The 26,264-nt window shown below is 65.6% G+C and carries 22 protein-coding genes and 1 pseudogene; 14 read left to right on the top strand and 9 right to left on the bottom strand.

Annotated features, from left to right (window positions below; genetic code table 11):
* Positions 1–70 precede the first annotated feature (70 nt).
* The 5 genes from guaD to puuE all read right to left on the bottom strand — a co-directional run bounded on the left by guaD (position 71) and on the right by puuE (position 7,344).
* A complete protein-coding gene (gene guaD, locus LK542_RS00885) occupies positions 71–1,381 on the bottom strand; it encodes a guanine deaminase (protein ID WP_227810454.1) in 1,311 nt (436 codons plus the stop codon).
* A complete protein-coding gene (xdhC, locus tag LK542_RS00880) occupies positions 1,381–2,472 on the bottom strand; it encodes a xanthine dehydrogenase accessory protein XdhC (protein ID WP_227810453.1) in 1,092 nt (363 codons plus the stop codon). The genes guaD and xdhC overlap by 1 nt, the downstream gene beginning before the upstream one ends.
* A complete protein-coding gene (gene xdhB / locus LK542_RS00875) occupies positions 2,472–4,814 on the bottom strand; it encodes a xanthine dehydrogenase molybdopterin binding subunit (RefSeq protein ID WP_227810452.1) in 2,343 nt (780 codons plus the stop codon). The genes xdhC and xdhB overlap by 1 nt, the downstream gene beginning before the upstream one ends.
* Positions 4,815–4,824: 10 nt before the next feature.
* The gene (xdhA, locus tag LK542_RS00870; protein WP_227810451.1) at positions 4,825–6,285 is read right to left on the bottom strand and encodes a xanthine dehydrogenase small subunit; all 1,461 of its coding nucleotides are present in this window, start codon (positions 6,283–6,285) and stop codon (positions 4,825–4,827) included.
* Positions 6,286–6,402: 117 nt separating this feature from the next.
* Positions 6,403–7,344 carry an allantoinase PuuE gene (puuE, locus tag LK542_RS00865; protein WP_227810450.1) on the bottom strand — a complete coding sequence of 314 codons (942 nt, stop codon included), beginning with the start codon at positions 7,342–7,344 and terminating at the stop codon, positions 6,403–6,405.
* Between the two features lie 105 nt (positions 7,345–7,449).
* Between puuE and uraH the strand changes: the two genes are divergently transcribed.
* From uraH to LK542_RS00820, 9 genes are all read left to right on the top strand, one after another.
* On the top strand, positions 7,450–7,803 hold the full coding sequence (gene uraH, locus LK542_RS00860; RefSeq protein ID WP_227810449.1) for a hydroxyisourate hydrolase: 354 nt from the start codon (positions 7,450–7,452) through the stop codon (positions 7,801–7,803).
* A 64-nt stretch (positions 7,804–7,867) separates the two neighbouring features.
* Entirely contained in the window at positions 7,868–9,679 is a 1,812-nt protein-coding gene (locus tag LK542_RS00855) for a DUF4153 domain-containing protein (protein WP_227810448.1), read from the top strand.
* Between the two features lie 38 nt (positions 9,680–9,717).
* On the top strand, positions 9,718–10,275 hold the full coding sequence (locus LK542_RS00850; protein WP_227800111.1) for an ATP-dependent Clp protease proteolytic subunit: 558 nt from the start codon (positions 9,718–9,720) through the stop codon (positions 10,273–10,275).
* Positions 10,276–10,461: 186 nt separating this feature from the next.
* Positions 10,462–11,724, top strand: coding sequence for a hypothetical protein (locus tag LK542_RS00845; protein ID WP_227810447.1), 1,263 nt, complete (start codon positions 10,462–10,464; stop codon positions 11,722–11,724).
* Positions 11,725–11,734: 10 nt separating this feature from the next.
* Positions 11,735–12,142, top strand: coding sequence for a hypothetical protein (locus tag LK542_RS00840; RefSeq protein ID WP_227800109.1), 408 nt, complete (start codon positions 11,735–11,737; stop codon positions 12,140–12,142).
* Between the two features lie 68 nt (positions 12,143–12,210).
* Positions 12,211–13,773: a methyl-accepting chemotaxis protein gene (locus LK542_RS00835; RefSeq protein ID WP_227810446.1), complete on the top strand. Its 1,563-nt coding sequence runs from the start codon at positions 12,211–12,213 to the stop codon at positions 13,771–13,773.
* Positions 13,774–13,963: 190 nt separating this feature from the next.
* Positions 13,964–14,125, top strand: a complete 162-nt coding sequence (locus tag LK542_RS00830; protein WP_227810445.1) for a hypothetical protein — start codon at positions 13,964–13,966, stop codon at positions 14,123–14,125.
* Positions 14,126–14,307: 182 nt separating this feature from the next.
* Positions 14,308–16,035 (top strand): type IV-A pilus assembly ATPase PilB, encoded by a 1,728-nt coding sequence (gene pilB, locus LK542_RS00825; RefSeq protein WP_227810444.1) that lies wholly within the window; start codon positions 14,308–14,310, stop codon positions 16,033–16,035.
* 14 nt (positions 16,036–16,049) lie between these two features.
* Entirely contained in the window at positions 16,050–17,285 is a 1,236-nt protein-coding gene (locus LK542_RS00820) for a type II secretion system F family protein (protein ID WP_227810443.1), read from the top strand.
* Between the two features lie 58 nt (positions 17,286–17,343).
* On the opposite strand, the gene LK542_RS00815 is transcribed toward LK542_RS00820, so the two are convergent.
* Positions 17,344–18,246: a LysR family transcriptional regulator gene (locus LK542_RS00815; protein WP_227810442.1), complete on the bottom strand. Its 903-nt coding sequence runs from the start codon at positions 18,244–18,246 to the stop codon at positions 17,344–17,346.
* A gap of 101 nt (positions 18,247–18,347) precedes the next feature.
* Between LK542_RS00815 and LK542_RS00810 the strand changes: the two genes are divergently transcribed.
* The 4 genes and pseudogenes from LK542_RS00810 (at position 18,348) to LK542_RS00795 (ending at position 22,551) form a co-directional block, all read left to right on the top strand.
* A complete protein-coding gene (locus tag LK542_RS00810; protein ID WP_227800098.1) occupies positions 18,348–18,776 on the top strand; it encodes a TerB family tellurite resistance protein in 429 nt (142 codons plus the stop codon).
* Between the two features lie 32 nt (positions 18,777–18,808).
* Positions 18,809–19,794, top strand: a pseudogene (locus LK542_RS00805) (TerC family protein).
* A 210-nt stretch (positions 19,795–20,004) separates the two neighbouring features.
* Positions 20,005–21,489, top strand: a complete 1,485-nt coding sequence (locus tag LK542_RS00800) for an MFS transporter (RefSeq protein WP_227800096.1) — start codon at positions 20,005–20,007, stop codon at positions 21,487–21,489.
* Positions 21,490–21,513: 24 nt separating this feature from the next.
* Positions 21,514–22,551 (top strand): glycoside hydrolase family 43 protein, encoded by a 1,038-nt coding sequence (locus LK542_RS00795; protein WP_227800095.1) that lies wholly within the window; start codon positions 21,514–21,516, stop codon positions 22,549–22,551.
* On the opposite strand, the gene LK542_RS00790 is transcribed toward LK542_RS00795, so the two are convergent.
* The gene (locus LK542_RS00790) at positions 22,548–23,033 is read right to left on the bottom strand and encodes a type II secretion system protein (RefSeq protein ID WP_227810441.1); all 486 of its coding nucleotides are present in this window, start codon (positions 23,031–23,033) and stop codon (positions 22,548–22,550) included. The genes LK542_RS00795 and LK542_RS00790 overlap by 4 nt on opposite strands.
* 147 nt (positions 23,034–23,180) lie before the next feature.
* Between LK542_RS00790 and udk the strand changes: the two genes are divergently transcribed.
* Positions 23,181–23,822, top strand: a complete 642-nt coding sequence (udk, locus tag LK542_RS00785; protein WP_227810440.1) for a uridine kinase — start codon at positions 23,181–23,183, stop codon at positions 23,820–23,822.
* 12 nt (positions 23,823–23,834) lie between these two features.
* Here udk and LK542_RS00780 read toward each other — a convergent pair whose 3' ends face one another.
* A complete protein-coding gene (locus tag LK542_RS00780) occupies positions 23,835–25,382 on the bottom strand; it encodes an alpha-N-arabinofuranosidase (RefSeq protein ID WP_227810439.1) in 1,548 nt (515 codons plus the stop codon).
* Positions 25,383–25,416: 34 nt separating this feature from the next.
* Positions 25,417–26,208, bottom strand: a complete 792-nt coding sequence (locus LK542_RS00775; protein ID WP_227810438.1) for an SDR family NAD(P)-dependent oxidoreductase — start codon at positions 26,206–26,208, stop codon at positions 25,417–25,419.
* Between the last annotated feature and the right edge of the window lie 56 nt (positions 26,209–26,264).

Raw genomic sequence — 26,264 nt, 5'->3', positions numbered from 1 at the left:
GGCGGCGAGATCATCCGGCACGATGGTGGAGCCCTCGACAATCACCGCGTGGGCGGTCAAGCTGCCCACCCTACGCGCTGCGGCGATGAACGAGGGCGCCGCCCGAATAGGTCGCCTTGACCGCACGGTCGTCGCCCAGCAGCGCCAGCGCGAACAGCAGCTCCTCGAGTGACTCCAGCTGCGCCGTGCGGCGCGCCAGCAGCGGCGTGGCCTTCGGGTCGAGCACGATGAAGTCCGCTTCCGCACCCGGGACAAAGCTGCCGATCGTGCCCTCCAGGTCCATGGCGCGCGCCGCGCCCAGGGTGGCGAGATAGAACATGCGCAGCGCAGGCAGGTAGCTGCCCTTCAGGCGCGCCACCTTGTAGGCTTCGTTCATGGTCTGCAGGATCGAGAACGAGGTGCCGGCGCCGACGTCGGTGCCGAGCGAGAGCAGCGCGTTCGCCCCATCCGCCTTTTCGAAGTCGAACAGGCCGCTGCCGAGGAACAGGTTGGAGGTCGGGCAGACCGCCACGGCGCTGCCGGTGGCCGCCATGCGCGCGAAGTCTTCGTCGTCGAGCCAGATGCAGTGGCCGAACAGCGCGCGCGGGCGCATCAGGCCAAAGCGCTCATACACGTCCAGGTAGCTGCGCGACTGCGGATGCAGTTCGCCCACCCACTTGCACTCGTCCTTGTTTTCCGAGACGTGGGTCTGGATGAAGGTGTCGGGCCAGGCCTTCGCCAGTTCGGCGGTGGCGCGCAGCTGGGCGTCGGTCGAGGTCGGGGCGAAGCGCGGCGTGATCGCATACAGCTGGCGCCCGCGCTTGTGCCACTTTTCGATCAGGGCGGCGCTGTCACCCACGCTGCCCTCGCAATCGCGCAGGAAATCCGGGCAGTTGCGGTCCATCAGCACCTTGCCGGCCACCATGCGCAGGTTGCGCGCCTCGCTGGCCTCGAAGAAGGCGTCGACCGATTGCGGATGCACGGTGCAGTAGACGACCGCGGTGGTGGTCCCGCAGCGCAGCAGTTCGTCGAGGAAGAACTCGGCGGTCGCACGGGCGTGCGCCGGGTCCTCGAAGCGGCGCTCGGTCGGGAAGGTGTAGGTCTCCAGCCAGGGCAGCAGGCCCTCGCTTGGCGAGGCAATCATGTCGGTCTGCGGGTAATGCAGGTGGGTGTCGATGAAGCCCGGGGTGATGAGCTGGCCACGGTAGTCGTGCGGCGTCACGCCGTCAGGCAAGCTGCCGATCAGCGCAGCATAATCGCCGGCGGCCTTGACGCGGCCATCCTCGACCACCAGCAGGCCGTCTTCGTGCCAGGCGTGGGCATCGCCGTGGAATGCCGGGTCGGCGTGAAAATGCAGCAAGCTCGCACGATAGGCTTGCACGTTGTGAGGTGCGGTGGACATCAGTGTATTTCCGTTGAAACTTCAATTGGGCGGGCTGCCGCTTCCCATACGGTGAGCAGCTGGGCCGCCACGGAGGCCGCGATCACGGCCGGGGCCTTGCCCTCGATGCCGGGAATGCCGACCGGGCAAACCATGGTGGCGAGGCGCGCATCATTGACGCCGCGTTCGCGCAGGCGGTGCTCGAACTGGCGGCGCTTGGTAGCGGAGCCGATCAGGCCGAACCAATCCTGGGCGCCGGGGCGGGACAGTATCGCGTGCGACAGGCTCAGGTCAAGGGCATGGCTGTGGGTCATGACCAGAAAGGTGGTGCCCTGTGGTGCGTTTTCAACAAGCGCTTCGGGCGTGTCGGTCGCTTCGACCGTCACGTTGGCCGGCATGGCGGCCGGGAACAGGTCCTCGCGCTCGTCGACCCAGGTCACGCGGCAAGGCAGCTCGGCCAGGGCGCGCACGATGGCGGCGCCGACATGGCCGGCGCCGAACAGCATCAGGTGGGCGCGCGGGGCGAGGACAGCGTCGGCCAGCCAGAGACGGCCTGCGTCGTCCTGGAAGACGTGGGTGCCCTGGGTGCGATCAAAGGCAGGGGCCTCGCCGCAAGTGAGCTGGCGCCCGCTTCCGTCGAATATACCCGTAGGGTGGGCGGCTTCGCCGCCCACGCGGTCAACTGGCGGACGCACAGGCTGTCCCTCATCTTTCGCCGACCGCGTGGGCGGGTGACCGTGATCTGGTCCACTGGACCAGATCACCCCTACACAAACCACCCGCCAGGTGTCCTCATTGCGCCGACTGTCGAGCAGTGACAGCTGCTGCGCATCGGCAAACTCGAACGCCAGCCAGGCGATACCACCGCAGCACTGTCCCAGCTTTGGCCCCAGCGGAAAGCGTTCGACGTGCGCGGCCCCGCCCTGCTCCAGCATCGCGCGCGCCATCTCCAGCGCCCGGTGCTCCAGGTGGCCGCCGCCAATGGTGCCCCTGAAACCCTGGGCATCCACCAGCATGCGGGCACCCGGCTCGCGCGGGACGGAACCCTCGACGCGGGCGACCGTCACCAGCACTGCCGGCGCGTGCAGCTCGGATGGAAGCCAATCGCTCATCAGGCACTCGCCGATTCGACGTAGGCCACCGCCTTGAGGATTTCCTCACAGGTGGCCGGCGCGTTCAACGGCGGATTCACGCGATGGCCGCCCACGCTCGAGATGGCATCGCGAATCGCAAAGAACACCGAGAACGGCAGCAGCAGCGGCGGCTCGCCCACCGCCTTGGAGCGGTGGATGCTGTCGGCGACATTGCGGTTCTTGAAGAGGCGCACGCGGAAGTCTTCCGGGCAGTCGGAGATACCAGGAATCTTGTAGGTCGACGGCGCGTGCGTCATCAACTTGCCCGCCGGGTTCCACCACAGTTCTTCGGTGGTGAGCCAGCCCATGCCCTGGATGAAGGCGCCTTCGACCTGGCCGATGTCGATCGCCGGGTTCAGCGAGTTACCGGCGTCGTAGAGGGTGTCGGCGCGCAGCAGCTTCCATTCGCCGGTGAGGGTGTCCACCACCACTTCCGACACCGCGGCGCCGTAGGCGTAATACGAGAAGGGATTGCCGTTCATGGTCTTCGGATCCCAGTGCAGGCCGGGGGTGGCATAGAAGCCGTCCGACCACAGCTGCACCCGCGCCAGATAGGCCTTGGCCACCACTTCGCCGAAGCGCAGCGCCTGGCCGGCCACGAAGACGGTGTCGTCGGCGAAGCGCACCTCGGACGGCTCGCCGCCGAACTGCGAGGCCACGAACGCAGCCAGGCGCTCGCGGATCTTGCGCGCGGCGTCCTGCGCCGCCTTGCCGTTCAGGTCCGCGCCGGTGGACGCTGCCGTGGCCGAGGTGTTGGCGACCTTGCTGGTATTGGTGGCGGTGGCGCGCACACGCTCCAGGTCCACGCCCAGCTCGTGCGCGATCACCTGCATCACCTTGGTGTTGATGCCCTGCCCCATCTCGGTGCCGCCGTGGTTCACGAGGATCGAGCCATCCACGTAGACGTGCACCAGCGCGCCGGCCTGGTTCAGGTGGGTGACGTTGAAGGCGATGCCGAATTTCACCGGGGTGAGCGCCAGGCCCTTCTTCAGCACCGGGCTGCAGCGGTTGAATTCGTTAATTGCGGTACGGCGGGCGCGGTAGTCGCTGGTCTGTTCCAGCTCGGCCACCAGTTCGTGGATCACGTTGTCGACCACCGCCTGGCCGTAGGGCGTGACGTTGCGATCGGCCTTGCCGTAGAAATTCAGGCGCCGGATGTCGAGCGGGTCGCGGCCCAGATTGCGGGCGATCTCGTCGATCACGTATTCGATCGCGATCGCACCCTGCGGCCCGCCGAAGCCGCGGAAGGCGGTGTTCGACTGGGTGTTGGTCTTGCCGCAGGCGGCGCGGATCTCGACGTCGGAGAGGTAATAAGTATTGTCGAAGTGGCAGACGGCGCGCGTGGCCACGGGGCCGGACAGGTCGGCCGAGAAGCCGGCGCGCGTGACCATGTCGACTTTCGCCGCAACGATGCGCCCTTCCCCGTCGTAGCCGACTTCGTACTCGTAGTGGAAGCAGTGGCGCTTGCCGGTGACGAGCATGTCGTCGTCGCGGTCGGCGCGCAGCTTGACCGGGCGGCGCAGGTGGGCGGCCGCGATCGCCGCGCCGGACGCCCACAGCGCCGACTGCGATTCCTTGCCGCCGAAGCCGCCGCCCATGCGGCGGCACTCGACCACCACGTGGTGCGAATGCAAGCCGAGCGCGTGCGCGACCACGTGCTGCATTTCGCTCGGATGCTGGGTCGAGCAGTAGACATGCATGCCGCGGTCCTCTCCCGGGATCGCATAGGCGATCTGGCCTTCGAGGTAGAACTGTTCCTGGCCGCCAACGTACAGCTCGCCTTTCACGCGGTAGGGGGAAGAGGCAAAAGCGCTTTCGGCATCGCCGCGCGCGAGGCGCATCGGCGGCAGCACATACGATTGCGCGGCGCGCGCCGCCTGCGGCGTGAGGATGGCCGGCAGGTCTTCGTACTCGACCTTCGCCAGTTTCGCGGCGCGGCGCGCGTTGTCGTGGCTGTCGGCGACGACGATGAACATCGGCTGGCCGACGTACTGGACCAGGCCGTCGGCCAGGATCGGGTCGTCGTGGATGATCGGGCCGCAATCGTTGGTGCCCGGGATGTCGCGCGCCGTCAGGACCGCGACCACGCCGCGGCTGGCGCGCACGGGTTCCAGGTCGATGCCGAGGATGCGCGCATGGGCGTGGGAGGACAGGCCGAGTGCCGCGTGCAGGGTGCCGGCAGTCTCAGGGATGTCGTCGGTATAGGTGGCCTGGCCGAGCACGTGCAGTACGGCGGATTCGTGCGGCCGCGCGCGGCCGACTTCGGTCCACGCAGTGTCCAACTGCCTTGCGTCGAGGATAGGGATGCCTGCGTCGTTCATGTCGCTCTCCTCAACCGGCCGCGAAGGCATTGACCGCCGTTGACGGCAGCGGATTGTCGACGCGGGTCTCGAGCCAGAAGCGGCGCAGCAGGTTCTGCGCCGCCTGCATGCGGTAGCTGCTGGAAGCGCGCATGTCGCTCAAGGGGGCGTAATCCTGCGCCAGCATGCTCATGGCCGCGCGCATGGTGGCCTCATTCCAGGCCTCGCCGACCAGTGCCGCTTCGGCTTGCGCCGCGCGCTTGGGCGTGGCCGCCATGCCGCCAAACGCGATGCGTGCGCTGGCGATGCTGTCGCCATCGAGCGTGATGGCGAAGGCCGCGCACACGGCCGAAATGTCCTGGTCGAAGCGCTTGGCCAGTTTATAGGTACGCATCCGCAGCCCCTCACGGCGCAGTGGGATGCGCAGGCCCTGGACGAATTCGCCGGCCTGCAGGTCTTTCTGCTGGTAGCCGAGATAGAAATCTTCCAGCGCCAGCACGCGCTCGCCCGCAGCGCCGCGCAGCACCACCTGGCTGCCCAGGGCGATCAGCCAGGGCATCGAGTCGCCGATCGGCGAGCCGTTGGCGACGTTGCCGCCCAGGGTGCCGGCGTTGCGGATCGGGAGCGAGGCGAAGCGCTGCCACATCTCCGACAGCTCGTCGGGGTAATGGCGGCAGATGGCGGCGTAGGCGTCGTTCAGCGTGACGCCGGCGCCGATCTCGAGCATGCCGTCGCTTTCCGCCACGACCTTCAACGCGTCCACCTGGCCCAGGTAGATGATGTCGTTCAGCTCGCGCATGTGCTTGGTCACCCACAGGCCGACATCAGTGGAACCGGCCAGCAGCAGCGCGGCCGGGTGTTCGGCGCGCAGCTGGACCAGTTCGTCCAGCGTGCGCGGGATGTGGAAGCGTCCGCCCTTCGCTTCATAGCTGAAACCATGGGTGCGCTGAAGCAGCTGCAGACGTTCGGCCAGCGCGGCGCGGTCAAAAGCAGCCGGCGGCAGCTCGACCATGCGCCGGGCAGCATCGATGATCGGACGGTAGCCGGTGCAGCGGCACAGGTTGCCCGACAGGGCGTCGTCGATCTGGCAGCGCGTGGGTGCGCCATCCTGTTTCAGGTACATGCCCCACAGCGACATGGCAAAGCCCGGCGTGCAGAAGCCGCACTGGGAACCGTGGCACTCGACCAGCGCCTGCTGCACCGGGTGCAGCGAACCGTCCTGCTGCTGCAGGTCTTCCACCGTGAACAGGGCCTTGCCGTCGAGCGTGGGGGTGAACTGGATGCAGGAATTGACCGCCTTGAGTTCGAGCTGCCCGCCTTCCAGCGAGCCGAGCACCACCGTGCAGGCGCCGCAGTCGCCTTCGGCGCAGCCTTCCTTGGTGCCGGTGCAGTGCAGGTCTTCCCGCAGGTGCTGCAGGATGGTCTGCGTGGGCTGCGCATCGCGCACTTCCCGCAGGGCGCCACGGTAATAGAATCGGATCGGCTCGGACATGGTGTTCTCATTCTCAGGCAAGGGCGGAAGGCTAGCACCCAAAGGCATTTCATTTATAAGACAATCTATATATTACTTATCAATATATTCGTATATCTTATGAATCCTTCCACGCTTTCATTTTAGGAAAGGATGCACGCTTTTCCAGTGCCGGGCGATGTCGATGCGGCGCGAGATCCAGACGCCCTCGTGTCCTTGCACGTAATCGAGGAAGCGCGCCAGCGCCGCGGCGCGCGCCGGCCGTCCGACCAGGCGGCAGTGCAGGCCGATCGACAGCATCTTCGGCCGGTCCAGGCCGTTCGGGTCGCCTTCCACGTACAGCACGTCGAAGGCATCCTTTAGGTAGTCGAAGAACTGGGTCCCCGAATTGAAGCCCTGCATGGCGGCGAAGCGCATGTCGTTGGTGTCGAGGGTATAGGGCACCACCAGGTGCGGCACCGTTTCGCCCCCGCTCACCGCCACCTCCTGCCAGAACGGCAGGTCGTCGCCGTAGTGGTCGGCGTCGTAGGCGAATCCGCCGTGTTCGACCACCAGGCGGCGCGTGTTGGGCGAGTCGCGTCCCGTGTACCAGCCGAGCGGCGCTTCTCCGGTGAGCTCGCGGATGATCTGCACCGCTTCCTGCATGTGGGCACGCTCGGTGGCCTCGTCCACGTTCTGGTACGAGATCCAGCGCAGGCCGTGGCAGGCGATCTCGTGGCCCAGTTCGCGGAAGGCGCTCACCGCCTCCGGGTTGCGCTTGAGCGCCATCGCCACCCCGAACACCGTCAGCGGCAGCCCGCGCTCTTCGAACAGGCGCAGCACCCGCCACAGGCCGGCGCGCGAGCCGTATTCATACAGCGACTCCATGCTCATGTGGCGCATCGGGAAGGCTTGGGCGCCGATGATCTCGGATAAAAAGGTCTCCGAGGCCGGGTCGCCGTGCAGCACGCAGTTTTCCGCCCCTTCCTCGTAGTTCAGCACGAACTGCAGGGCGACCCGGGCGCCGCCGGGCCAGCGGGCATGGGGCGGCGTGCGGCCGTAGCCAACCAGGTCGCGCGGATAGTTCTGGTAGGTGTCCATGAGCGTCATAGAAAAGGAGGTATATCGGCGATCATATATTGCAGGAAGCACAACGGTATATGATTCGTCGCATACTCCGACTCATCCTTCACATATGGGAGCCGCATGGGCAAACTTTCCACCCACGTCCTCGATACCGCCCATGGCCGCCCGGGGGCCGGCGTGCGGGTCGAGCTGTATGCCTTTGCCGCCGGCGGGCGCACCCTGATCAAGACCGAGCTTACCAACGGCGACGGCCGCTGCGGCGCCCCGCTGCTGGAAGGCGATCTGATGCGCCCGGGCCAGTACGAGCTGGTGTTCCACGCCGGCGACTATTTTGCCGCCCAGGGCGTGGAACTGCCCTCCCCCCGTTTCCTCGACCGCATCACGATCGCCTTCGGCATTGCCGACAGCGCGCAGAACTACCACGTGCCGTTGGTGATGACGCCCTGGTCCTATTCCACTTACCGGGGCAGCTGAGCAAAACTATCGCCGGCCGGGTTGAACCGCAGTAATATTTACTGAACAACAACCAGGAGCCGCCATGCACGCAGCCGCCCTCGAGACGCCCGACCTGGCCCCGCGGCCGGGACTTGCCGCCACCCGCATCGCGATCGGGCTGGTCCAGGGCCTGCTTCTCTATTTCCTGTACCGCGCCGGCATGGAACTGCACTGGCCGGCGACGGTGCCGCGCCTGTTCGTGCCCCTGCTCCTGCTGTGCGTGCTGGCGCCGGTCATCGCCATCAGCGGCCTCGGGCAACTGACGCGGTCTCAGTTGCTGCTGTGGACCGCGGCCGCGGCCGCCATCATCGTCATTCTCGCCTTCCACGACGTGTGGCGCATGGAGGGCGCCTGGCGCCCGCCGGCGCCACCGAGGCCGCGCGCACCGGAGCCATCGTCGCAACTCAACCTTGCCCTGGTCGGCGGCCTGTTCATCGCCCATGCCATGGTGCTGGCCGGCGCACTCGAGCGGCGCCGCATCGTCTCGTACGGCGCCTATTTCGAGACCGCCTGGAAGCTGGGCGTGCAACTGGCTTTCAGCGGCCTGTTCGTTGGCGTCACCTGGCTGGTGCTGCACCTGGGTGCCCAGCTCTTCCTCCTGATCAAACTCGATTTCCTCAGCAAGGCGATCCGGGAATCCTGGTTTTCCATTCCCGTCACCACCTTCGCCTTCGCCACCGCCCTGCACCTGACCGATGTGCGTCCGGGCATCGTGCGCGGCATCCGCAACCTGCTGCTGGTGCTGCTGTCCTGGATCCTGCCGGTGCTGACGCTGCTGGTGGCCGGCTTCCTGGCCAGCCTGCCGTTCACGGGGCTGGAACCGCTGTGGGCCACGCGCAGCGCCGCCGCCTCCCTGCTCGGGGCGGCGGCCGCCTTCGTGGTGCTGATCAACGCCGCCTGGCAGAACGGCGCAGTCCAGGTCGCGCGGCCGATCGCGCTGGCGGCCCGTGCCGCCTCGCTGCTGCTGGTGCCGGTCACGCTGCTCGCGATCTACGCCCTTGCCCTGCGCGTGCAGGACCACGGCTGGACCGAAGACCGCGTCGTCGCCGCGGCCTGCCTGCTGGTGGCCGCCTGCTATGCAGGCGGCTACGCGGCCGCCGCGCTGCGCAAGGGCTGGCTGCCGACCCTCGCCGGAGTCAACATCGCGGCTGCCTTCATGGTCCTGGCTGTGCTGCTGGCCTTGTACACGCCGCTGCTCGACCCGGCGCGCCTGTCGACGGAGGACCAGCTCGCGCGGCTGGCGTCGGGCCGGGTGTCGGCAGCGCGCTTCGACGTCGGCTACCTGCACTTCGATGGCGCGCGCTACGGCGCCGAAGCGCTGGCCCGCCTCGATGCGCAGGGCGGGGCCGCACTGCGCGAGCGTATCGCGGCGGTGCGCAAGCTGCAGAACCGCTATTACCAGGGACTGCTGGCCAACGCTCCCGACCTGGCCGCCAACCTGCGTATCTGGCCCGAAGGTACCCGCCTGCCCGACAGCTTCAGGGCGATCAACTGGGTCGATCTGGCCGTCGGCCCGAACCTGCCCGACTGCCTGCGCCTCCGGGGCCGGACCTGCGATGCGCTGGTACGCGACGTGATTGGTGATGCGCGGCCGGAAGTGCTGCTGTTCGGCGACGATGCCTGGAATTCGGTGATCGCAAGCGAGGAAGAAGGCGGCCGCTGGCGTATCGCCGGCCGCATCCGCGCGGTATGTCCGGCATACCGCCAGGCCCTGCGCGAAGGAAAGCTCAGCGCCGTGCAGCCGCTGCGTCCCGAGCTGGAAGTCGCGGGACGGCGCATCCGGGTCGACTGGACGGCGGAAGACGCCCCCTGTCCGCCTGAAGCGACCCCTCAGCCGGACGCGCCGCCGAAGTGAATCTTGCTATGCTTGGGCTCACCACGTCGGGAGAGCCCATGGCATTGCATATCGTTCATTTCATCGGACCGATCAACCACAATTCCGCCAGCGCCATCCGCAACAACTGTCTGCAGGCGCTGCAGAACGGCGCAACCGAGATCGAACTGCACATGTCGAGCGAAGGCGGCAACATGACGGCCGGCTTCGCGCTCTACTTCTTCCTCAAGTCGCTCCCGGTACCGCTCACCACCCACAACATCGGCAGCGTCGAATCCGTCGCCGTCGTGATCTTCCTGGCCGGGCAGAAGCGCTATGCCTGCCCCGGCACGCGCTTCCTGATCCACCCGCTGCACTGGGGCTTCGGCAGCCTGGTCGCAGCCGACCACTCGCGCGTGTCCGAGTGGCGCGACTGCCTCGATTTCGATGCCGAGCGCTATGGGCGCATCTTCCTCGAAGCCACCACCGAAGCGGGTTCTCCAACTGACATCCGCAGCAACCTGACGGGCAATGCGCGCATCTTCGACGCCGAGGAAGCGGTCAAGGCCGGCATCGTGCATCGCGCTCAGCAGGCTCAACTGCCGCCTGCAGGAAACACTTGTCATTGGTGGAATTAATTCTGACAACATGCTGTTTCAGAACCGCAACAATTGAAGAGAATAAATAGAACTTTGTCACTAATTGTAATCATTATTGTTGATGTAAATATTGCTCGCTGGATAGAATGATTTCCAGTTTTCACGGCGCTGCATGTTTGCTGCCTTTTCAGCGCCGCCCTTCCCGAGCAGCTTTACGCAACAAGAATGATGATGAAGAAAAGTGTGATTGCTTGTCTGCTGGCGCTTCCGCTGGCAGTCTCGACGGCCTACGCGCAAGACGGCGCAGGCTTCCCCGCCGTGAAAGTCAGTGGCTTCGGAACCGGCGCCCTCACCTACGCCGACAGCGACAAAGCCGAATTCGCCCGCCCGAACCAGGCCAGCGGTTCGTCCAAGGACTACCGTACCGGCATCGATTCGAACCTCGGCCTGCAGGCCGACCTGCCGGTCAACAGCTGGCTGTCCTTCACCGCCCAGGGCCTGGTGCGCCGTGACGCCGAAGACAGCTACGGCGCCGAACTGAGCTGGGCCTTCGCCAAGGCCAAGCTCGCGGACAACCTGAGCCTCCGCGTCGGCCGCGTTGGCCTGCCGGTCTTCATGATCTCCGACTACCGCAACGTCGGCTACGCCAACACCATGCTGCGTCCGCCGGCGGAAGTGTATTCGCAGGTGCCGTTCAACAGCGTCGATGGCGCCGACATCACCTGGCAGCACGGCTTCGGCGACACCACCGTGACCTCGCAGCTCGCCTACGGCAAGGTGAAAGCTCCCCTGACCGGCGGCATCCACGCCCGCGGCAAGAAGCTGGCCGCCCTGAACATCAGTGCCGAACACGGCCCGTTCACCGTCCGCGCCGGCCACGCAACCGGTGAGATCACCATTGCCGATTCGACCTCGCTGAACACCCTGGTCGGCGGCCTGCGCGCAGCCGGCACCGGCTACCGCTTCCCGCAGCTCAATACCCTGGCCGGCGAAATCGAACCCAAGGAAAAGCGCGCTACCTTCAGCTCGCTCGGCCTGTCGATGGACTGGAACAACGTCGTCGTGCAAACCGAATTCGCCAAGCGCAAGACCAAGGCCTACATCAACGACACCAGCGCCTGGTACGTGATGGGCGGCTACCGCATCGGCAAGTTCCTGCCCTACGTCACCCACGCCAACCTGAAGATCGACAGCGCCATCGTGAACACCGTGCCGGCAACCTGCCCGCCGGGCTACCCGGCCGCATGCACCCCGACCCTGCAGCAGCTGGGCGCCGGCGTGCGCCGCCTGCCGAACTCGGGCGTCGGCCAGGGCGAGCAGTCGACCAATTCGATCGGCGTGCGCTGGGACTTCGCCAGCTCGGTCGCGCTGAAGGCGCAGATCGACCGCGTCAAGCCGAAGAACGGCACCGGCCTGTTCGTGGCCGCGCAGCCGGGCTTCAACGACACCGTGACCGTCGGCGCCATCGCCCTCGACTTCGTGTTCTAAGGAGCGAGCCATGAACAAGATGATTGCAAGCCTGTTCACCATCGCCGCCATCGGCGCCTCGGTCCCCGCCATGGCCGAAGTGGTCGTGGTGGTCAACAAGAGCGCCGCCGAAAGCACGATGAGCAAGGAGCAGGTCGCCCAGTTCTTCCTCGGTAAGTCCTCGAGCATGACCCCGATCGACCAGGCCGATGCGAGCCCGGTCCGCGCCGAGTTCTACAAGAAGGTGGCGGACAAGGATGTCGCCCAGGCCAAGGCACTGTGGTCCAAGCTGGTGTTCACCGGCAAGGCCACGATGCCGAAGGAGGTCGCCGACAGCGCCGCCGTGAAGGCCGCCGTCGCCGCCAACCCGAAGGCCATCGGCTACATCGACAAGGGCGCAGTGGACGGCAGCGTCAAGGTCGTCTACACCGCGCAGTAAACCGTAACAGCTAGCACCCGCCGCCGGCATCACGCCGGCGGCGGTTTATGCATTCTGGAGACATCACAATGAGCATCAAGCGCAGGATCTGGGCACTGCCCGTCATTTCCGCCATTATTTTCGGCCTTGGCGCCGGCGCCAGCGCGATGATCGCGAACGGCGCACTGAACTCGATCACCACGACCGCCAGCGTCGATTATCCGGTGCTCGATGCCTCCAAGGCACTCATTCTCGACGTGGCAGCCATTACCGACGGGCTGCAGGAAGCTGTCGCCGAAGGCGACAAGGAGAAAGTCGGCCAGATGGGCGCGGAAGCGGACAAGCTGCGCGCCAAGCTGGAGAAGTTCAAGCAGATCCCGGGGCAGGCTGAAGTCGGCGCGCGCCTGGGCAAGGAATTCGACGCGTATTACGCGCCGGCCCTGTCGGCCGCGCGCATCATGCTGGAAATGGAAGAAGGCGATCCGCAGGCCGTGGTCGGCAAGATGCAGTCGACCCTCGCCACCCTGAATGGCGACCTGGCCAAGGTCAACGAAGCGGCCCAGCGCCAGTTCGCGGCCGGCATCGAGGCCAGCAAGCACAGCGTCAACCAGGTCGTGATCTCGATGATCGTCACCGCGCTGGTCGTCATCGCCATCCTGGCCGTGGTGTCCTGGTTCGTGGTGCGCACCATCTGGCAGCAGCTGGGTGGCGAGCCTGAATATGCGCGCGAGATCGCGCAGGCCGTGGCAGCCGGCGACCTGTCGACCGAGATCCGGGTAGAAGCCGGCGACACCGGCAGCCTGCTGGTGGCGCTGAAGGAAATGCGCGGCCGCCTGTCGACCCTGGTGGCCGAGATCAAGCAGTCGGCCGACACCATCGCCAATGCCAGCTCGGAAATCGCGAGCGGCAACGCCGACCTGGCGCGCCGCACCGAATCCCAGGCCGCGAGCCTGGACCGCACCACCCGCTCGATGGAAGAACTGACCGGCGCCGTGCGCGAGAACGCGACCGCCGCCACCCAGGCCAACACACTGGTGGAAACCGCGACCAGCATCGCGACCCGCGGCGGCGAAGTGGTCGGCGGCGTGGTCACGACCATGGGCGACATCAACAGCTCGGCCAAGAAGATCGTCGAGATCATCTCGGTCATCGACGGCATCGCCTTCCAGACCAATATCCTGGCGCTGAACGCCGCGGTGGAAGCGGCGCGTGCCGGCGAACAGGGCCGCGGCTTCGCGGTCGTCGCAGGCGAAGTGCGCAACCTGGCCCAGCGCTCGGCGGCGGCGGCCAAGGAAATCAAGGAATTGATCGGCGACTCGGTGTCCAAAGTGGAAGCCGGCAGTGCGCTGGTGGACGAAGCCGGCGTGACCATGGGCCAGATCGTGGAATCGGTGCGCAAGGTGCAGACCATCATGGCCGAAATCAGCGCCGCCGGCGCCCGCCAGAGCGCCGGCATCGACGACATCGGCCGCGCGATCGGCAGCATCGACGAGATGACCCAGCAGAATTCGGCGCTGGTGGAAGAAGCGTCGGCAGCGGCGGAATCGCTGACGGACCAGACCACGCAGCTGACGCATGCGCTGTCAGTGTTCAAGCTGGAGGCGGCGCAGGCGGTTGTTTCCGGTGGCACCAAGCGTCTGGCGCTGCGTTGATGTAGATAAGTCCGTAGGGTGGGCGGCTCCACCCTGCATCCGGGCACACCGGTAACGCTGGCGCCGCCCACGCGTTCAAGCGGCCGGTGAATAGCCGTTCTCGCTGCTCACGGGAGATTTGAACGCGTGGGCGGCGTCAACGTCACCGATCAATCGCGTCGATGGGTGGAGCCGCCCACCCTACGGCTGGTTGCTGAAGCACACCCACCGCTTCCTGTTCCTGGTGGTGATCGCGACCACCCCGCTCAAGGTCGGCGCCTGCGCTATCGAGGTAGTGCAGCTGAAGAACCAGGCCGTGAAACAGGTCAAGCTGCTGCGCCCCGACCCGTCAAGACGCTCCCTTGTCGCCTGAACCATAATCATTGTCGGCCCGCTCACACCCGTTGTAGAACGGGCCATAAAAGGCGTCACGACAGGCTGTCTTCGTGGCGCATACGCATCTCCCAAGGTCGGAATCCTTTACAAATTTGATGCCTGTAGGCATCATCCAAAGAATCCTTCCCGGGTAAATCCCCTTTTTCGGCCTCGTTTTCTATGGCAGCAGTTCTCCCCAACACGATCACTGGCGCGCCCCTGTCGGGGCTGGCGCGGGCGCTCGTGCAGGCGAACCGTTTGAGCGCCGCCCAGGCCGATGCGCTGCACAAGAAGGCGTCCCTTGATAAGACCGCCTTCATCGATGCCCTGCTGGAAAGCGGCATCATCGATTCCGCCAGCCTGGCCGCCTTCTGCGCCGACACCTTCGGCTACCCGCTGCTCGACCTGTCGAGCTTTGCGCCGGACGCCATTCCCAGCACCGCCATCGACGCCAAGCTGATGCAGGCGCAGCGCGTCATCGCCCTGGCCAAGCGCGGCAACAAGATGTCGGTGGCCTTATCGGATCCGACGAATATCCAGGCCCTGGACCAGATCAAGTTCCAGAGCGAGTCCTCGGTCGAGCCGGTGATCGTGGCCCACGACGTCCTGCTCAAGCTGCTGGGCAGCCTGGCCAAGAGTGCCGAAGCAAGCCTGAACGACCTGGTGGGCGAAGAAGGCGAGATCGAATTCGCCGACGACGACGCGCAGCCGGTCGCGCCGCCCGAAGCCACCAGCGACGTCGAGGACGCGCCGATCGTGCGCTTCCTGAACAAGATTCTGATGGACGCGGTGCAGCTGGGCGCCTCGGACATTCACTTCGAGCCCTACGAGAAGTACTACCGCATCCGCATGCGCGTGGACGGCGTGCTGCGCGACCACGCCACCCCGCCGCTGTCGATCCGCGAAAAGCTGGTCTCGCGCATCAAGGTGCTGGCCAAGCTCGACATCTCGGAAAAGCGCGTGCCGCAGGACGGCCGCATGCGCCTGATCGTCGGCCCGACCCGCACCATCGACTTGCGCGTTTCCACGCTGCCCACGCTGTTCGGCGAAAAGACCGTCATGCGTATCCTCGATGCCACCCAGGCCCAGATGGGCATCGACGCGCTCGGCTACGAGCCGGAGCAGAAGGAACTGCTGCTGGACGCGATCACGCGCCCGTACGGCATGGTGCTGGTGACCGGCCCCACCGGCTCCGGCAAGACGGTGTCGCTGTACACCTGCCTGAATTTGCTGAACAAACCGGGCATCAACATCTCGACCGCGGAAGACCCGGCCGAGATCAACCTGCCGGGCGTGAACCAGGTCAACGTCAACGACAAGGCCGGCCTCACCTTCCCGGTGGCGCTGAAGTCCTTCCTGCGCCAGGATCCGGACATCATCATGGTCGGCGAGATCCGCGACCTGGAAACCGCGGACATCGCGATCAAGGCCGCCCAGACCGGCCACATGGTGTTCTCGACCCTGCACACCAACGACGCGCCCTCGACCCTGACGCGCCTGATGAACATGGGCGTGGCGCCCTTCAACATCGCCTCGTCCGTCATCCTGATCACGGCGCAGCGCCTGGCGCGCCGCCTGTGCAACTGCAAGCAGCCGCTCGAGACCTCGCGCGAGGTGCTGCTCGCGGCCGGCTACCGCGAGAGCGACCTGGAAGGCGACTGGAAGCCCTACGGTCCGGTGGGCTGCGACCGCTGCCTCGGCTCGGGCTACAAGGGCCGCGTCGGCATCTACCAGATCATGCCGATCACCCCGGCGATCGAGGCCCTGATCCTCACGCACGGCAACTCGATGCAGATCGCCGAACAGGCCGAGAAGGAAGGCGTGAACTCGCTGCGCCGCTCCGGCCTGATGAAAGTAAAACAGGGGCTCACCAGCCTCGAAGAAGTGCTTGGCTGCACCAATGAATAGGAACGAGTGACGATATGGCAAGCCTCCTCCCCACGAAAAGCCAGGGCGGCGCCCAGGTCAAGGAAAAGGTCTATGCCTGGGAAGGCAAGGACCGCAGCGGCAAGACCGTGCGCGGCGAACTGCGCGCCGGCGGCGAGGCGATCGTCAACGTCACCTTGCGCCGCCAGGGCATCCTGGTCACCAAGGTCAAGAAGAAGGCCTACCGCAGCGGCCGCAAGATCACCGAGAAGGACCTGACCCTGTTCACGCGCCAGCTGGCCACCATGATGAAGGCCGGCGTGCCGCTGCTGCAGGCCTTCGACATCGTCGGCAAGGGCCACGCCAATCCCTCGATGTCCAAGCTAATCATGGACCTGCGCAACGACGTCGAGACCGGCACCAGCCTGAACAACGCCTTCCGCAAGTACCCGCTGTATTTCGATGCGCTGTTCTGCAACCTGGTGGGCGCCGGCGAACAGGCCGGCATCCTGGAAGACCTGCTCACGCGCCTGGCGATCTACAAGGAAAAGACGCTGGCGATCAAGGCCAAGATCAAGTCGGCCCTGATGTACCCGATCTCGATCATCGCGATCGCCTTCGTCGTCACCGCGGTCATCATGATCTGGGTGGTCCCCGCCTTCAAGGAAGTGTTCAAGAGCTTCGGCGCCGACCTGCCGGCGCCGACCCTGATGGTGATGGCGATCTCGGAATTCTTCGTGGCCTGGTGGTACGTCATCTTCGGCGGCCTGTTCGCCGGGCTGTACTTCTTCTTCCAGTCCTGGAAGCGATCCAGGAAGATGCAGCAGGCGATGGACCGCATCCTGCTGCGCCTGCCGATCTTCGGCGCCGTGATCCGCAAGGCCACCATCGCGCGCTGGACCCGCACCCTGTCGACCATGTTCGCGGCCGGCGTGCCGCTGGTCGAAGCCCTCGACTCGGTCGGCGGCGCCTCGGGCAATGATGTCTACCTGGAAGCGACGCGCAAGATCCAGACCGAAGTCAGCACCGGCACCAGCCTGACCATCGCGATGCAGAACGTGAACGTGTTCCCGAACATGGTGATCCAGATGGTCCAGATCGGCGAAGAATCCGGCTCGCTCGACGCCATGCTGGGCAAGGTGGCGGACTTCTTCGAAGAGGAAGTCGACGAGGCGGTGGCTGGCCTGTCCTCGCTGATGGAACCGCTGATCATGGTGATCCTGGGCGTCCTGATCGGCGGCCTGGTGATTGCGATGTATCTGCCAATCTTCAAGCTGGGGGCGGTGGTGTAAGGCTGCGGGCCTGCTGTCCTGCCCGACGGGCCGGTCACATGACCGGCCCGTTTCTTTTTTAGGCCGGGTCCTGCGTGAAGACGCGCCCTGCCGCATCGAGGATACGGCGCACCGCCGGATGCCCTTCGCGGCGCTCGACCGACACGGCATAGAAATGCTCGACGATGCTGTCGATGGTGCCCACTGCCACCAGGCCGTTTTCCGCCTGCACGCTGCTTGACAAGACCGTGGGTGCAACCATGAAGCCGGTGCCGGCGCAGGCGAAGGATTTCAGCAGCGCGCCGTCGTCGAATTCGCCGACCGTGATCGGACGCAGGCCGTGGGTCTCGAACCAGCTGCCCAGCTGGCTGTGAATGGCGGCGTCCTGGCCCGGCAGCAGGAAGGGTGCGTTGCGCAGACACTCGGGGAAGCGCCCGGGCCAGGCTTTGCACAGGTCGGGATGGCCGAATACGGTCAGCGTGCTGGAGCCGAGCAGCCGCGTATGGCCGCGCACCGCACCGCCGGTCGGCAGGCCCTGGTCGGAGATGACGAGGTCGAGCTTGTGCGCGGTGAGATCCACCACCAGGTCCTCGAAGCGGCCTTCGCGGCAGATCAGGCGCATCGCCAGGCCGGCGTCGCGCGCCGGCTGCAGCAGGCGGAACACCAGGTTCTTGGCGATCATGTCGCACACGCCCACCCGCAGCGTCTCGTCTCCCTTGAACACGCCGCGCCGCACCGCCTGCTCCAGCTCGTTGCCGAGGTCGAAGATCTGTTCCGTGTAGCGCAGCACGGTCTTGCCGGCCTCGGTCAGCTCCAGCACCCGCCCCTTCTTCTGGAACAGCTCTTCGCCCAGCTGGTCTTCCAGCACTTGCAGCTGCATGCTGATCGCCTGCGCCGTCACGTGCAGCTGCTCGGCGGCGCGCGTCACCGTGCCTTGCGTGGCAACCGCGTGAAAGTAATGCAGGTGCTTGTAGTTGATCATGAAAACCTCAATAAAACTTACGCATCACTAAAGATTAATCGATTTTACTTTAGTTTTGTGCGCTCCTATAGTGGATTCACTTTCCACTCAACGAGGTCAACATGCACGCTTATCCCGCCAATAGTCCTGAAGCCGTCAGCCGCATCTTGGCCCTGTCCATGATCGTCGATGGCCATGTCAGTCCGTCCGAAGTGCACGCCATGCACCGCGCTCCCTTCCTCGAGCAGGTCAAGGTCGATGACGACACCTTTGATCGCACCCTGCGCGAATTGTGCGAAGACCTGCTCGATGCAGCGTCCAACCGCCGTGCCGGGGTGGTCGAGATCGATCCGAAGCTGCTGGACGCCTTACTGCTCGACATCCGCGATCCGCTGCTGCAGATCTGCCTGTGGAAGACCATGGTCGACATCGTCCAGGCCGACGGTCACCTCGACGGCCGCGAGACCACCCTGGTGCGGCGCGCCGCCCGCGCCTGGTTCGGCCAGGACCGCGCCGAGGATTCCTTTTCCACGGCGGCGCTGAGCACCTGAGTCCAGCCCATCCAGACTAAACGGAGGACATCATGGAAATGCTCAATGCACTCTGGCTCGGCACACCGGCCTGGACCTGGCTGGTGTTCCTCGCGATCGTCGTCATCCTGCTGGCCTTCGACCTCGGGGTCCTGAACAAGAAGGACCACGTCATCGGGGTCAAGGAAAGCCTGAAGCTGTCCGCGCTCTACCTGAGCGCGGGCCTGCTGTTCGGCCTCTGGGTCTGGCATGAACTCGGCGGCGAGAAAGGCATGCACTTCTACACCGGCTTCCTGATCGAAAAGAGCCTGTCGCTGGATAACATCTTCGTGATCTCGCTGATCTTCGCGACCCTGGCGATCCCGCCGCTGTACCAGCACCGGGTGCTGTTCTGGGGCATCGTGGGCGTCATCGTCACGCGCGGCATCATGATCGGCGCCGGCACGGCCCTGGTGGAAAGCTATTACTGGACCCTGTACATCTTCGGCGCCTTCCTGGTCTTCACCGGCATCAAGATGTTTTTTGTGGATACCAGCAGCGACGATATCAAGGAAAGCAAGGTGCTGTCCTGGCTGAAGCGCCACCTGCGCGTCACGCCTGAACTGCACGGTAACCACTTCCTGGTGCGCCAGCCCGACCCGAAGGCGCCCGGCAAGACGCTCCTGTGGGCGACGCCGCTGTTCCTGGCGCTGTGCATGGTCGAGATCACGGACGTCGTGTTCGCGGTCGACAGCGTGCCGGCGATCTTCGCGATCACCAGTGACCCGTTCATCGTCTACACCTCGAACATCTTCGCAGTGCTGGGCCTGCGCGCCCTGTATTTTGCGCTGGCGGCGATGGTGGCGCGCTTCCACTACCTGAAGTATTCGCTGGCCGCAGTGCTGGTGTTCATCGGCTCGAAGATCTTCCTGGGCGACTTCGTCTTCGGCGGCAAGGTGCCGGCCGGGCTGTCGCTGGCGATCACGGTCTGCTCATCGCGTCGGGCATCCTGTACTCGCTGTGGAAGACCCGCAAGGACCCGCCGGCCGTGGCGGGCTGACATCCCTTGCCGAAGCACGAGGGCGCGCCATCACGGCGCGCCCTTTTTTATTGTCCAAGCATTTCTGCCGCTTGCCTTATGGGTTGACTCCGTTACAAGCCTCAGCCATACTGGACTTGATGATAGCGCAATCATTTTGTGGTAAAGGATGATAGCCGGTCAGGCCGGGCAGGGACATGCCCGTACAAGTACAACGACGAGTGAGACACCATGAGCAATCCGAGCACCACGCCTTCGCGGCTGGGGGTGGTCGAGAAGCTTGGCTACAGCCTGGGCGACCTGGCCGCCAACCTGATCTTCCAGACCCTCCTGACCTTCATCGCCTTCTTCTACACCGACGTGTACAAGGTCCCGCCAAGCGCGGCGGCCTCGATCATCTTCGTTGGCGGCATCGTCGGCGCCTGCTTCAATCCCCTGATGGGCCTGCTGGCCGACCGCACCCACACCCGCTGGGGCAAGTTCCGCCCCTGGATCCTGTGGACCTCGATTCCTTTCGGCCTTACCGCGCTGCTGGCCTTCAGCACGCCCGACCTGGGCGAGCGCGGCAAGATCATCTACGCCCTGCTCACCTACATCATGCTGATGCTGGTGTACTCGGCCAATAACCTCCCCTATTCCGCGCTGAGCGGGGTCCTGACCGGCAATATGGCCGAACGCAACAGCCTGTCGGCCTACCGCTTCACCGCCGTGATGGTGGCCCAGTTCATCATCCAGGTCCTGCTGCTGCCGCTGGTGCTGATCCTGGGCGACGGCGACAAGGCGCGCGGCTTCGAGAACACGATGACCGTATTCGCCATCGTCGGCACCATCTTCTTCCTGGTTACCTTCTTCACGACCCGCGAGCGCATCGTGCCGGCGCCGTCGCAGCGTTCCAGCATCGGCCAGGACATCGTCGACCTGCTCGGCAACCGTCCCTGGGTGGTGATGCTGGTGCTGACCATCCTGGTGTTCGTCACGCTGGCGCTCAAGGGCGGCATGTACGTCTTCTACTTCAACTCCTACCTGGACGAAGCCCGGCTGGCCGCCTTCCTGGAAGGGATCGGCTTCAACGCCTTCATCGGCGGCCTGAATGCGCTGCTGGCCGGCCTTGGCCTGACTGCCTTCCACTGGCCGAAGGACGCCGCCACCTCGGGCTTCAGCCTGTTCAACGCGGTCGGCATCATCATGATGATCGTCGGGATCGGCTTTTCCAAGCCGCTGGCGGACCGCTACGGCAAGCGCGATGTGTTCGGCGCCGCGCTGCTGGTCTCGACACTGTTCCTGCTGGCCCTCTACTTCTTCCCGCCCACCTCGATCGCGCCGGTGTTCCTGTGCCAGCTGCTGCACGGCTTCTTCTACGGCATCACGATCCCCCTGCTGTGGGCGATGATCGCCGACGTCGCCGACTATTCGGAGTGGAAGAACAACCGCCGCGCCACCGCCCTGCTGTTCTCCGCCATGATCTTTGGCCTCAAGGCGGGCCTGTCCATCGGCGGCGCCCTGGTCGCCGCCCTGCTGTCCCACTACGGCTACGACGCCGCGCTGCCCGCCCAGTCTCCCGAAACGGCAAACGGCATCCTGCTGTCGGTGAGCATCTGGGCCTCGATCCCCTTCCTGCTCGGCGTGGCCAGCCTGGCCCTGTACGGCATCCGCAGGAACGTCGAGCTGCAGATCGAGCGCGAACTCGGCGAACGGCGCGCTTCGGCCCAAACCTGATCCCTTAACGACAACAGGCTAGTCATGTCCGAAATCATCGACAAGGAAAACGTGCGGGCGCTGAAGGCGCGCGCCATCTCGGCTCCGCTGGTGGAGCACATCTATACCGCCGACCCGTCGGCCCACGTGTTCGACGGCCGCATCTACATCTATCCCTCGCACGACATCGAAGCCGGCATTCCGTTCAACGACAACGGCGACCACTTCGCGATGGAGGACTACCACGTGCTCTCGCTCGCGCACCCCGGCGCCGAAGCGGTCGACCATGGCGTGGCCCTGCACGTAAAGGACGTGCCGTGGGCGGCGCGCCAGATGTGGGCGCCGGACGCGGCCTGCAAGGATGGCAAGTACTACCTGTACTTCCCGGCCAAGCGGCCGGACGGCATCTTCCAGATCGGCGTCGCGGTCGGCGAGCATCCCGCCGGGCCCTTTGTGGCCGAGCCCACACCCATCGAAGGCAGCTATTCGATCGACCCGGCCGTGTTCGAGGACGGCGACGGCGCCTTCTACATGTATTTCGGCGGGATCTGGGGCGGACAGCTGCAGCACTACCGCGACAACGTCCACGACCCAGCCAATACCGAGCCGGCACCGGACCAGGAAGCGCTGGCGCCGCGGATGGCGCGGCTCACGGCCGACATGAAGGGGTTCGCGGAAGCACCGCGCGCGGTGCAGATCCTCGACGAGCATGGCGAGCCCCTGCGCGCCGGCGACCACGAACGCCGCTACTTCGAAGCGCCGTGGCTGCACAAGCACAAGGGCAAGTACTATTTTTCTTACTCGACCGGCAACACCCACCTGCTCTGCTATGCGGTCGGCGACAGCCCCTACGGCCCCTTCACCTACCGCGGGACGATCATGACGCCGGTGATCGGCTGGACCACGCACCACTCGATCTGCGAGTTCGAAGGCCGCAGCTACCTGTTCTACCACGACAGCAGCCTGTCGGAAGGCGTGACCCACCTGCGCAGCGTGAAGATGACCGAGCTGCACTACGACGAAGCGGGCGATATCGTGACGATTTCGCCTTATGGAGAAACTGGGGAAGCTGGAGAAGCCTAGGCGCAGGTGTCGGCGCTCGCGCCGTCGCCGAGACTGATGCGCGGCACCGGCCTGGCGGCCGATGCCTGTTCGTAGATCAGGAAGCAGTGGGCTGCCTTCGGTGTGCCGGCGATCGCCCTGGGCACCAGCGTCATCGCGCCGGCCTGGGCGAGCACCACATAATGCGCGCCCAATCCCGCCGCCTCTGCCGTTGCCTGGCTTGCCGCTGGATAGCCGTGCGCCAGGGTCACCGCGCTGTCCTGGAAGCTTTGCGTGGCCTGCCCGTTGATCAGGAACTTTGCATGCGCCATTGTCGCAACGCTAGCCAGCGCTCCCCGCGCATTGTCGAGCGCAGCGTAGCGTGCTTCGCCAGTCAGGCCGACCATCCTCGGCAGTGCGGCAGCGGCCAGGGTGCCCATGATGGCAATGACGGCAGTCGTTTCGATCAGGGTGAAACCGCCTTCTCGAGAGCGTGGCCAGGCGCCGGTTCGGTTCGATTTCATATAAAAATGTTAACAATCGATGGCGCATCCTAAACCGAAAATCCGGCAGGCGGCGCTCGCTTGCGTAACCAGCGCGGGGCCGGCGAAAGCGTGGCTCCCGCGCACCCCGCCCTGTCGGTTCGGCCGCCGCTCCGGTATCATGCGGGGATGAATCAGATTTCCTTCCAACCGTTTGTCATTGGCGTCGCCGGCGGAAGCGGCAGTGGCAAGTCGACGGTGACCCAGCAGGTGCTGGCTTCGTTTGGCGCCGAGATGGTGTCGGTGGTGATGCAGGACGATTACTACCGCGACCAGTCCGACCTTACCCCCGAAGTGCGCCGCAAGCAGAACTACGACCATCCGCAGGCCTTCGACTGGCCGCTGCTGGTGGAGCACGTCCAGGCCCTGCGCAATGGCGAAACGATCCAGATGCCCGAGTACGACTTCACGGTCGACAACCGCTCCAGCAAGACCATTCCCGTCAAGCCGGCCCCGGTGATCGTGATCGAAGGCCTGTTCGCGCTGTATGACGCCGACCTGCGCAAGATGATGTCACTGAAGATTTTCGTGGACACCGCCCCGGACGTGCGCTTCATCCGCCGCATGCAGCGCGACATCGCCGAGCGCGGCCGCACGATGGAGAGCATCGTCAACCAGTACCTGGAAACGGTGCGCCCGATGCACAAGCAGTTCATCGAGCCGACCAAGCGCCACGCCGACGTGATCCTGCCCCACGGCGCCAACGGCCCGGCGGTCGACGTCATCACCACCAAGGTGGCCAGCGTCATCGGCCAGCTGCAACGTCCCTGAGGCGCCCGCCCGTCAGGGCTCGAGCGCGACCACCAGTACCGACTTGGCCGGCAGCGTCAGGCGCAGCTTGCCCTCGCTCGCGCTTGCCCGGTAGGGTTGGGGCGTCACTGCCTGCGGCTGGCGGAAGCTATTGTGGGCGTCCATCGCCTCGGCGGTCAGCACCTGCCCCACGGCGCGCGAGGCCTGCTGGCCGATCACCTGCAGGTCCACCTGCCGCGCCTCGCGCGGATGCGGATTGACCATCGCGACATGCACCTTGCCGTCCCTGGCCCGGGCGGCCGACACGCTCAGCCCGGGGACGCTGGTCGCGCCCAGCACGTAGGGCTGGTCCCGCTCGACCGTCGCCGCCAGCGAGACCGCCCCCTGGAACGGGACGTACATCCGGAACGCGTGATAGGTCGGCGTCAGCAGCATCCGGTCCTTGTCGGTCAGGATCATCGCCTGCAGCACGTTGACCATCTGCGCGATGTTCGTCATGCGCACGCGCTCCGCGTGGGCATGGAAGAGGTTGAAGTTCAGCGCCGCCACCACCGCGTCACGCAGCGTGTTCTGCTGGTACAAGAAGCCCGGGTTGCTGCCCTCTTCGACGTCGTACCAGGTTCCCCATTCATCCACGAACAGGCCGATTTTCTTCTGCGGGTCATTACGGTCGAGGACCGCGACGTTGCGCTTGATGTAGTTCTCCATCTCGAGCGTACGCGCCAGCGTCGAGATCCATTCCTCTTCGGGGAAGCCGGTCGCCGCTCCCTTGCGCTTCCAGTCTCCGGTCGGCAGCGTGTAGTGGTGGAAGCTGATGCCGACCGTTCCCTCGGGGGCATCCTTGCTGAGGAGATCGGTCCATTTGGTGTCCTCGCCGTTGCTGGTGCCGCCGCTGGCGATGATCCCCGGCTTGAGATGGGGCGGCGCCTTCAGGAAGGCGGCCGTGTTGCGGTACAGGTTCGTGTAGTGTTCGGGACGCATCTGGCCGCCGCAGCCCCATGCTTCGTTGCCGACCGCGAAATAGGCCAGCTTGAAGGGCTTGTCGCGGCCATTCTTGCGGCGCAGCTGGGCCAGGCTCGACTTGCTGTCCGAGGTCATGTACTCGAGCCACTCGGACATCTCCTGCACGCTGCCGCTGCCGAGGTTGCCGTTGACATAGGCATCGGCGCCGATCTGCTCGACCAGGTCGAAGAACTCGTGCGTGCCGACGGCATTCGATTCTTCGACACCGCCCCAGTTGGTATTGACCCTGACCGGGCGCCGTTCGCGCGGGCCGATGCCTTCGCGCCAATGGTATTCGTCGGCGAAGCAACCGCCCGGCCAGCGCACCAGCGGCACGTGCAGGTCGCGCAGCGCGCCCACCACATCCTTGCGCCAGCCGCGGACATTCGGAATCTTCGACGAGCTGCCTACCCACATCCCGCCATACACGCCGCTGCCCAGGTGTTCCGCGAACTGGCCGTACACGTCCTTGTGGATGGCGGCGCCGGGGCGGGTGGTATCGACTGTCACGCTGAGCTGGGCCCAGGCCGGGGCGGCGAGCATGCCGAGCGCGAGGATGCAACTACGGAAGCGTTTCATGGGTTCTCCTGTTCAAAAGCCGGCAAGCGGGTGTTCATGCACCGTACCAGCCCGCATCGACGAAGTATTCGCGTCCGCTGCAGCGGCGCCCGTTGTTCGAGGCCAGGAACAGGGCCAGCGCCGCCACGTCCTCCATCTCGACGCGCTCCGGCAGGCACTGGCCGGCCAGGATGCGCGCCTCTTCTTCCGGGTTGTGCCAAAGGGCCTGCTGGCGCGGCGTGCGCACGGCGCCCGGCACCACGGTGTTGGCGCGGATGCCGTGCGGGCCGAGCTCGCGCGCCAGCGCACGCGTCATGCCCTCGATCGCGGCCTTGGCGGTCATGTACAGCGACAGCTGGGTGTGCGGGATGTGCCAGGAGATCGAGCCGAAGTTCAGGATCACGCCATCTCCGCGCTGCTTCATGCCCGGAATCACCGCCTGGCTGGCAAAGAACTGGTGGCGCAGGTTGACGTTCATCCGGTTTTCCCAATACGCCGGGGTAATGTTCCCAATCTCGTGGCGGTCGTCGTTGGCGGCATTGTTGAGCAGAATGTCGATGCCGCCTGCCTGTTCCTCGATGGCGGCGAGGGCGCGCGCCAGCGCGTCCAGGTCGGTCAGGTCGCAGCGCACGAAGCGCGGTGCGTGCGCTGCGCCGGCCAGGCGTGCTTCCAGCTCGCGCGAAGCGCTGTCGGCGATATCGAGGAACCAGACCTGCGCGCCCTGCCCGGCAAAGGCGGAGGTCAGCTCGCTGCCGATGCCGCTGCCGCCGCCGGTGATGACGACACGCTTGCCCGCCAGGTCCGGATAGGTGGCGTAGGTAAATGGATGTGATCTGTTTTCAGGCATGGAATTCTCTTGGCTGTCTTGTAGTTGAGCGGCGGCGCCGGCCGACAGCAGGCCGC

It is taken from the genome of Massilia sp. IC2-477 (genome assembly GCF_020707265.1).
GTDB lineage: Bacteria > Pseudomonadota > Gammaproteobacteria > Burkholderiales > Burkholderiaceae_D > Telluria.
Note: the sequence above shows the minus strand (reverse complement) of the source record. Positions and strands in the feature narration are given on the sequence as shown.

Coding starts and splice junctions, on each gene's coding strand:
- guaD (WP_227810454.1), bottom strand. CDS start 1,381: ATGTCCACCGCACCTCACAACGTGCAAGCCTATCGTGCGAGCTTGCTG.
- xdhC (WP_227810453.1), bottom strand. CDS start 2,472: ATGAGCGATTGGCTTCCATCCGAGCTGCACGCGCCGGCAGTGCTGGTG.
- xdhB (WP_227810452.1), bottom strand. CDS start 4,814: ATGAACGACGCAGGCATCCCTATCCTCGACGCAAGGCAGTTGGACACT.
- xdhA (WP_227810451.1), bottom strand. CDS start 6,285: ATGTCCGAGCCGATCCGATTCTATTACCGTGGCGCCCTGCGGGAAGTG.
- puuE (WP_227810450.1), bottom strand. CDS start 7,344: ATGGACACCTACCAGAACTATCCGCGCGACCTGGTTGGCTACGGCCGC.
- uraH (WP_227810449.1), top strand. CDS start 7,450: ATGGGCAAACTTTCCACCCACGTCCTCGATACCGCCCATGGCCGCCCG.
- LK542_RS00855 (WP_227810448.1), top strand. CDS start 7,868: ATGCACGCAGCCGCCCTCGAGACGCCCGACCTGGCCCCGCGGCCGGGA.
- LK542_RS00850 (WP_227800111.1), top strand. CDS start 9,718: ATGGCATTGCATATCGTTCATTTCATCGGACCGATCAACCACAATTCC.
- LK542_RS00845 (WP_227810447.1), top strand. CDS start 10,462: ATGATGATGAAGAAAAGTGTGATTGCTTGTCTGCTGGCGCTTCCGCTG.
- LK542_RS00840 (WP_227800109.1), top strand. CDS start 11,735: ATGAACAAGATGATTGCAAGCCTGTTCACCATCGCCGCCATCGGCGCC.
- LK542_RS00835 (WP_227810446.1), top strand. CDS start 12,211: ATGAGCATCAAGCGCAGGATCTGGGCACTGCCCGTCATTTCCGCCATT.
- pilB (WP_227810444.1), top strand. CDS start 14,308: ATGGCAGCAGTTCTCCCCAACACGATCACTGGCGCGCCCCTGTCGGGG.
- LK542_RS00820 (WP_227810443.1), top strand. CDS start 16,050: ATGGCAAGCCTCCTCCCCACGAAAAGCCAGGGCGGCGCCCAGGTCAAG.
- LK542_RS00815 (WP_227810442.1), bottom strand. CDS start 18,246: ATGATCAACTACAAGCACCTGCATTACTTTCACGCGGTTGCCACGCAA.
- LK542_RS00810 (WP_227800098.1), top strand. CDS start 18,348: ATGCACGCTTATCCCGCCAATAGTCCTGAAGCCGTCAGCCGCATCTTG.
- LK542_RS00800 (WP_227800096.1), top strand. CDS start 20,005: ATGAGCAATCCGAGCACCACGCCTTCGCGGCTGGGGGTGGTCGAGAAG.
- LK542_RS00795 (WP_227800095.1), top strand. CDS start 21,514: ATGTCCGAAATCATCGACAAGGAAAACGTGCGGGCGCTGAAGGCGCGC.
- LK542_RS00790 (WP_227810441.1), bottom strand. CDS start 23,033: ATGAAATCGAACCGAACCGGCGCCTGGCCACGCTCTCGAGAAGGCGGT.
- udk (WP_227810440.1), top strand. CDS start 23,181: ATGAATCAGATTTCCTTCCAACCGTTTGTCATTGGCGTCGCCGGCGGA.
- LK542_RS00780 (WP_227810439.1), bottom strand. CDS start 25,382: ATGAAACGCTTCCGTAGTTGCATCCTCGCGCTCGGCATGCTCGCCGCC.
- LK542_RS00775 (WP_227810438.1), bottom strand. CDS start 26,208: ATGCCTGAAAACAGATCACATCCATTTACCTACGCCACCTATCCGGAC.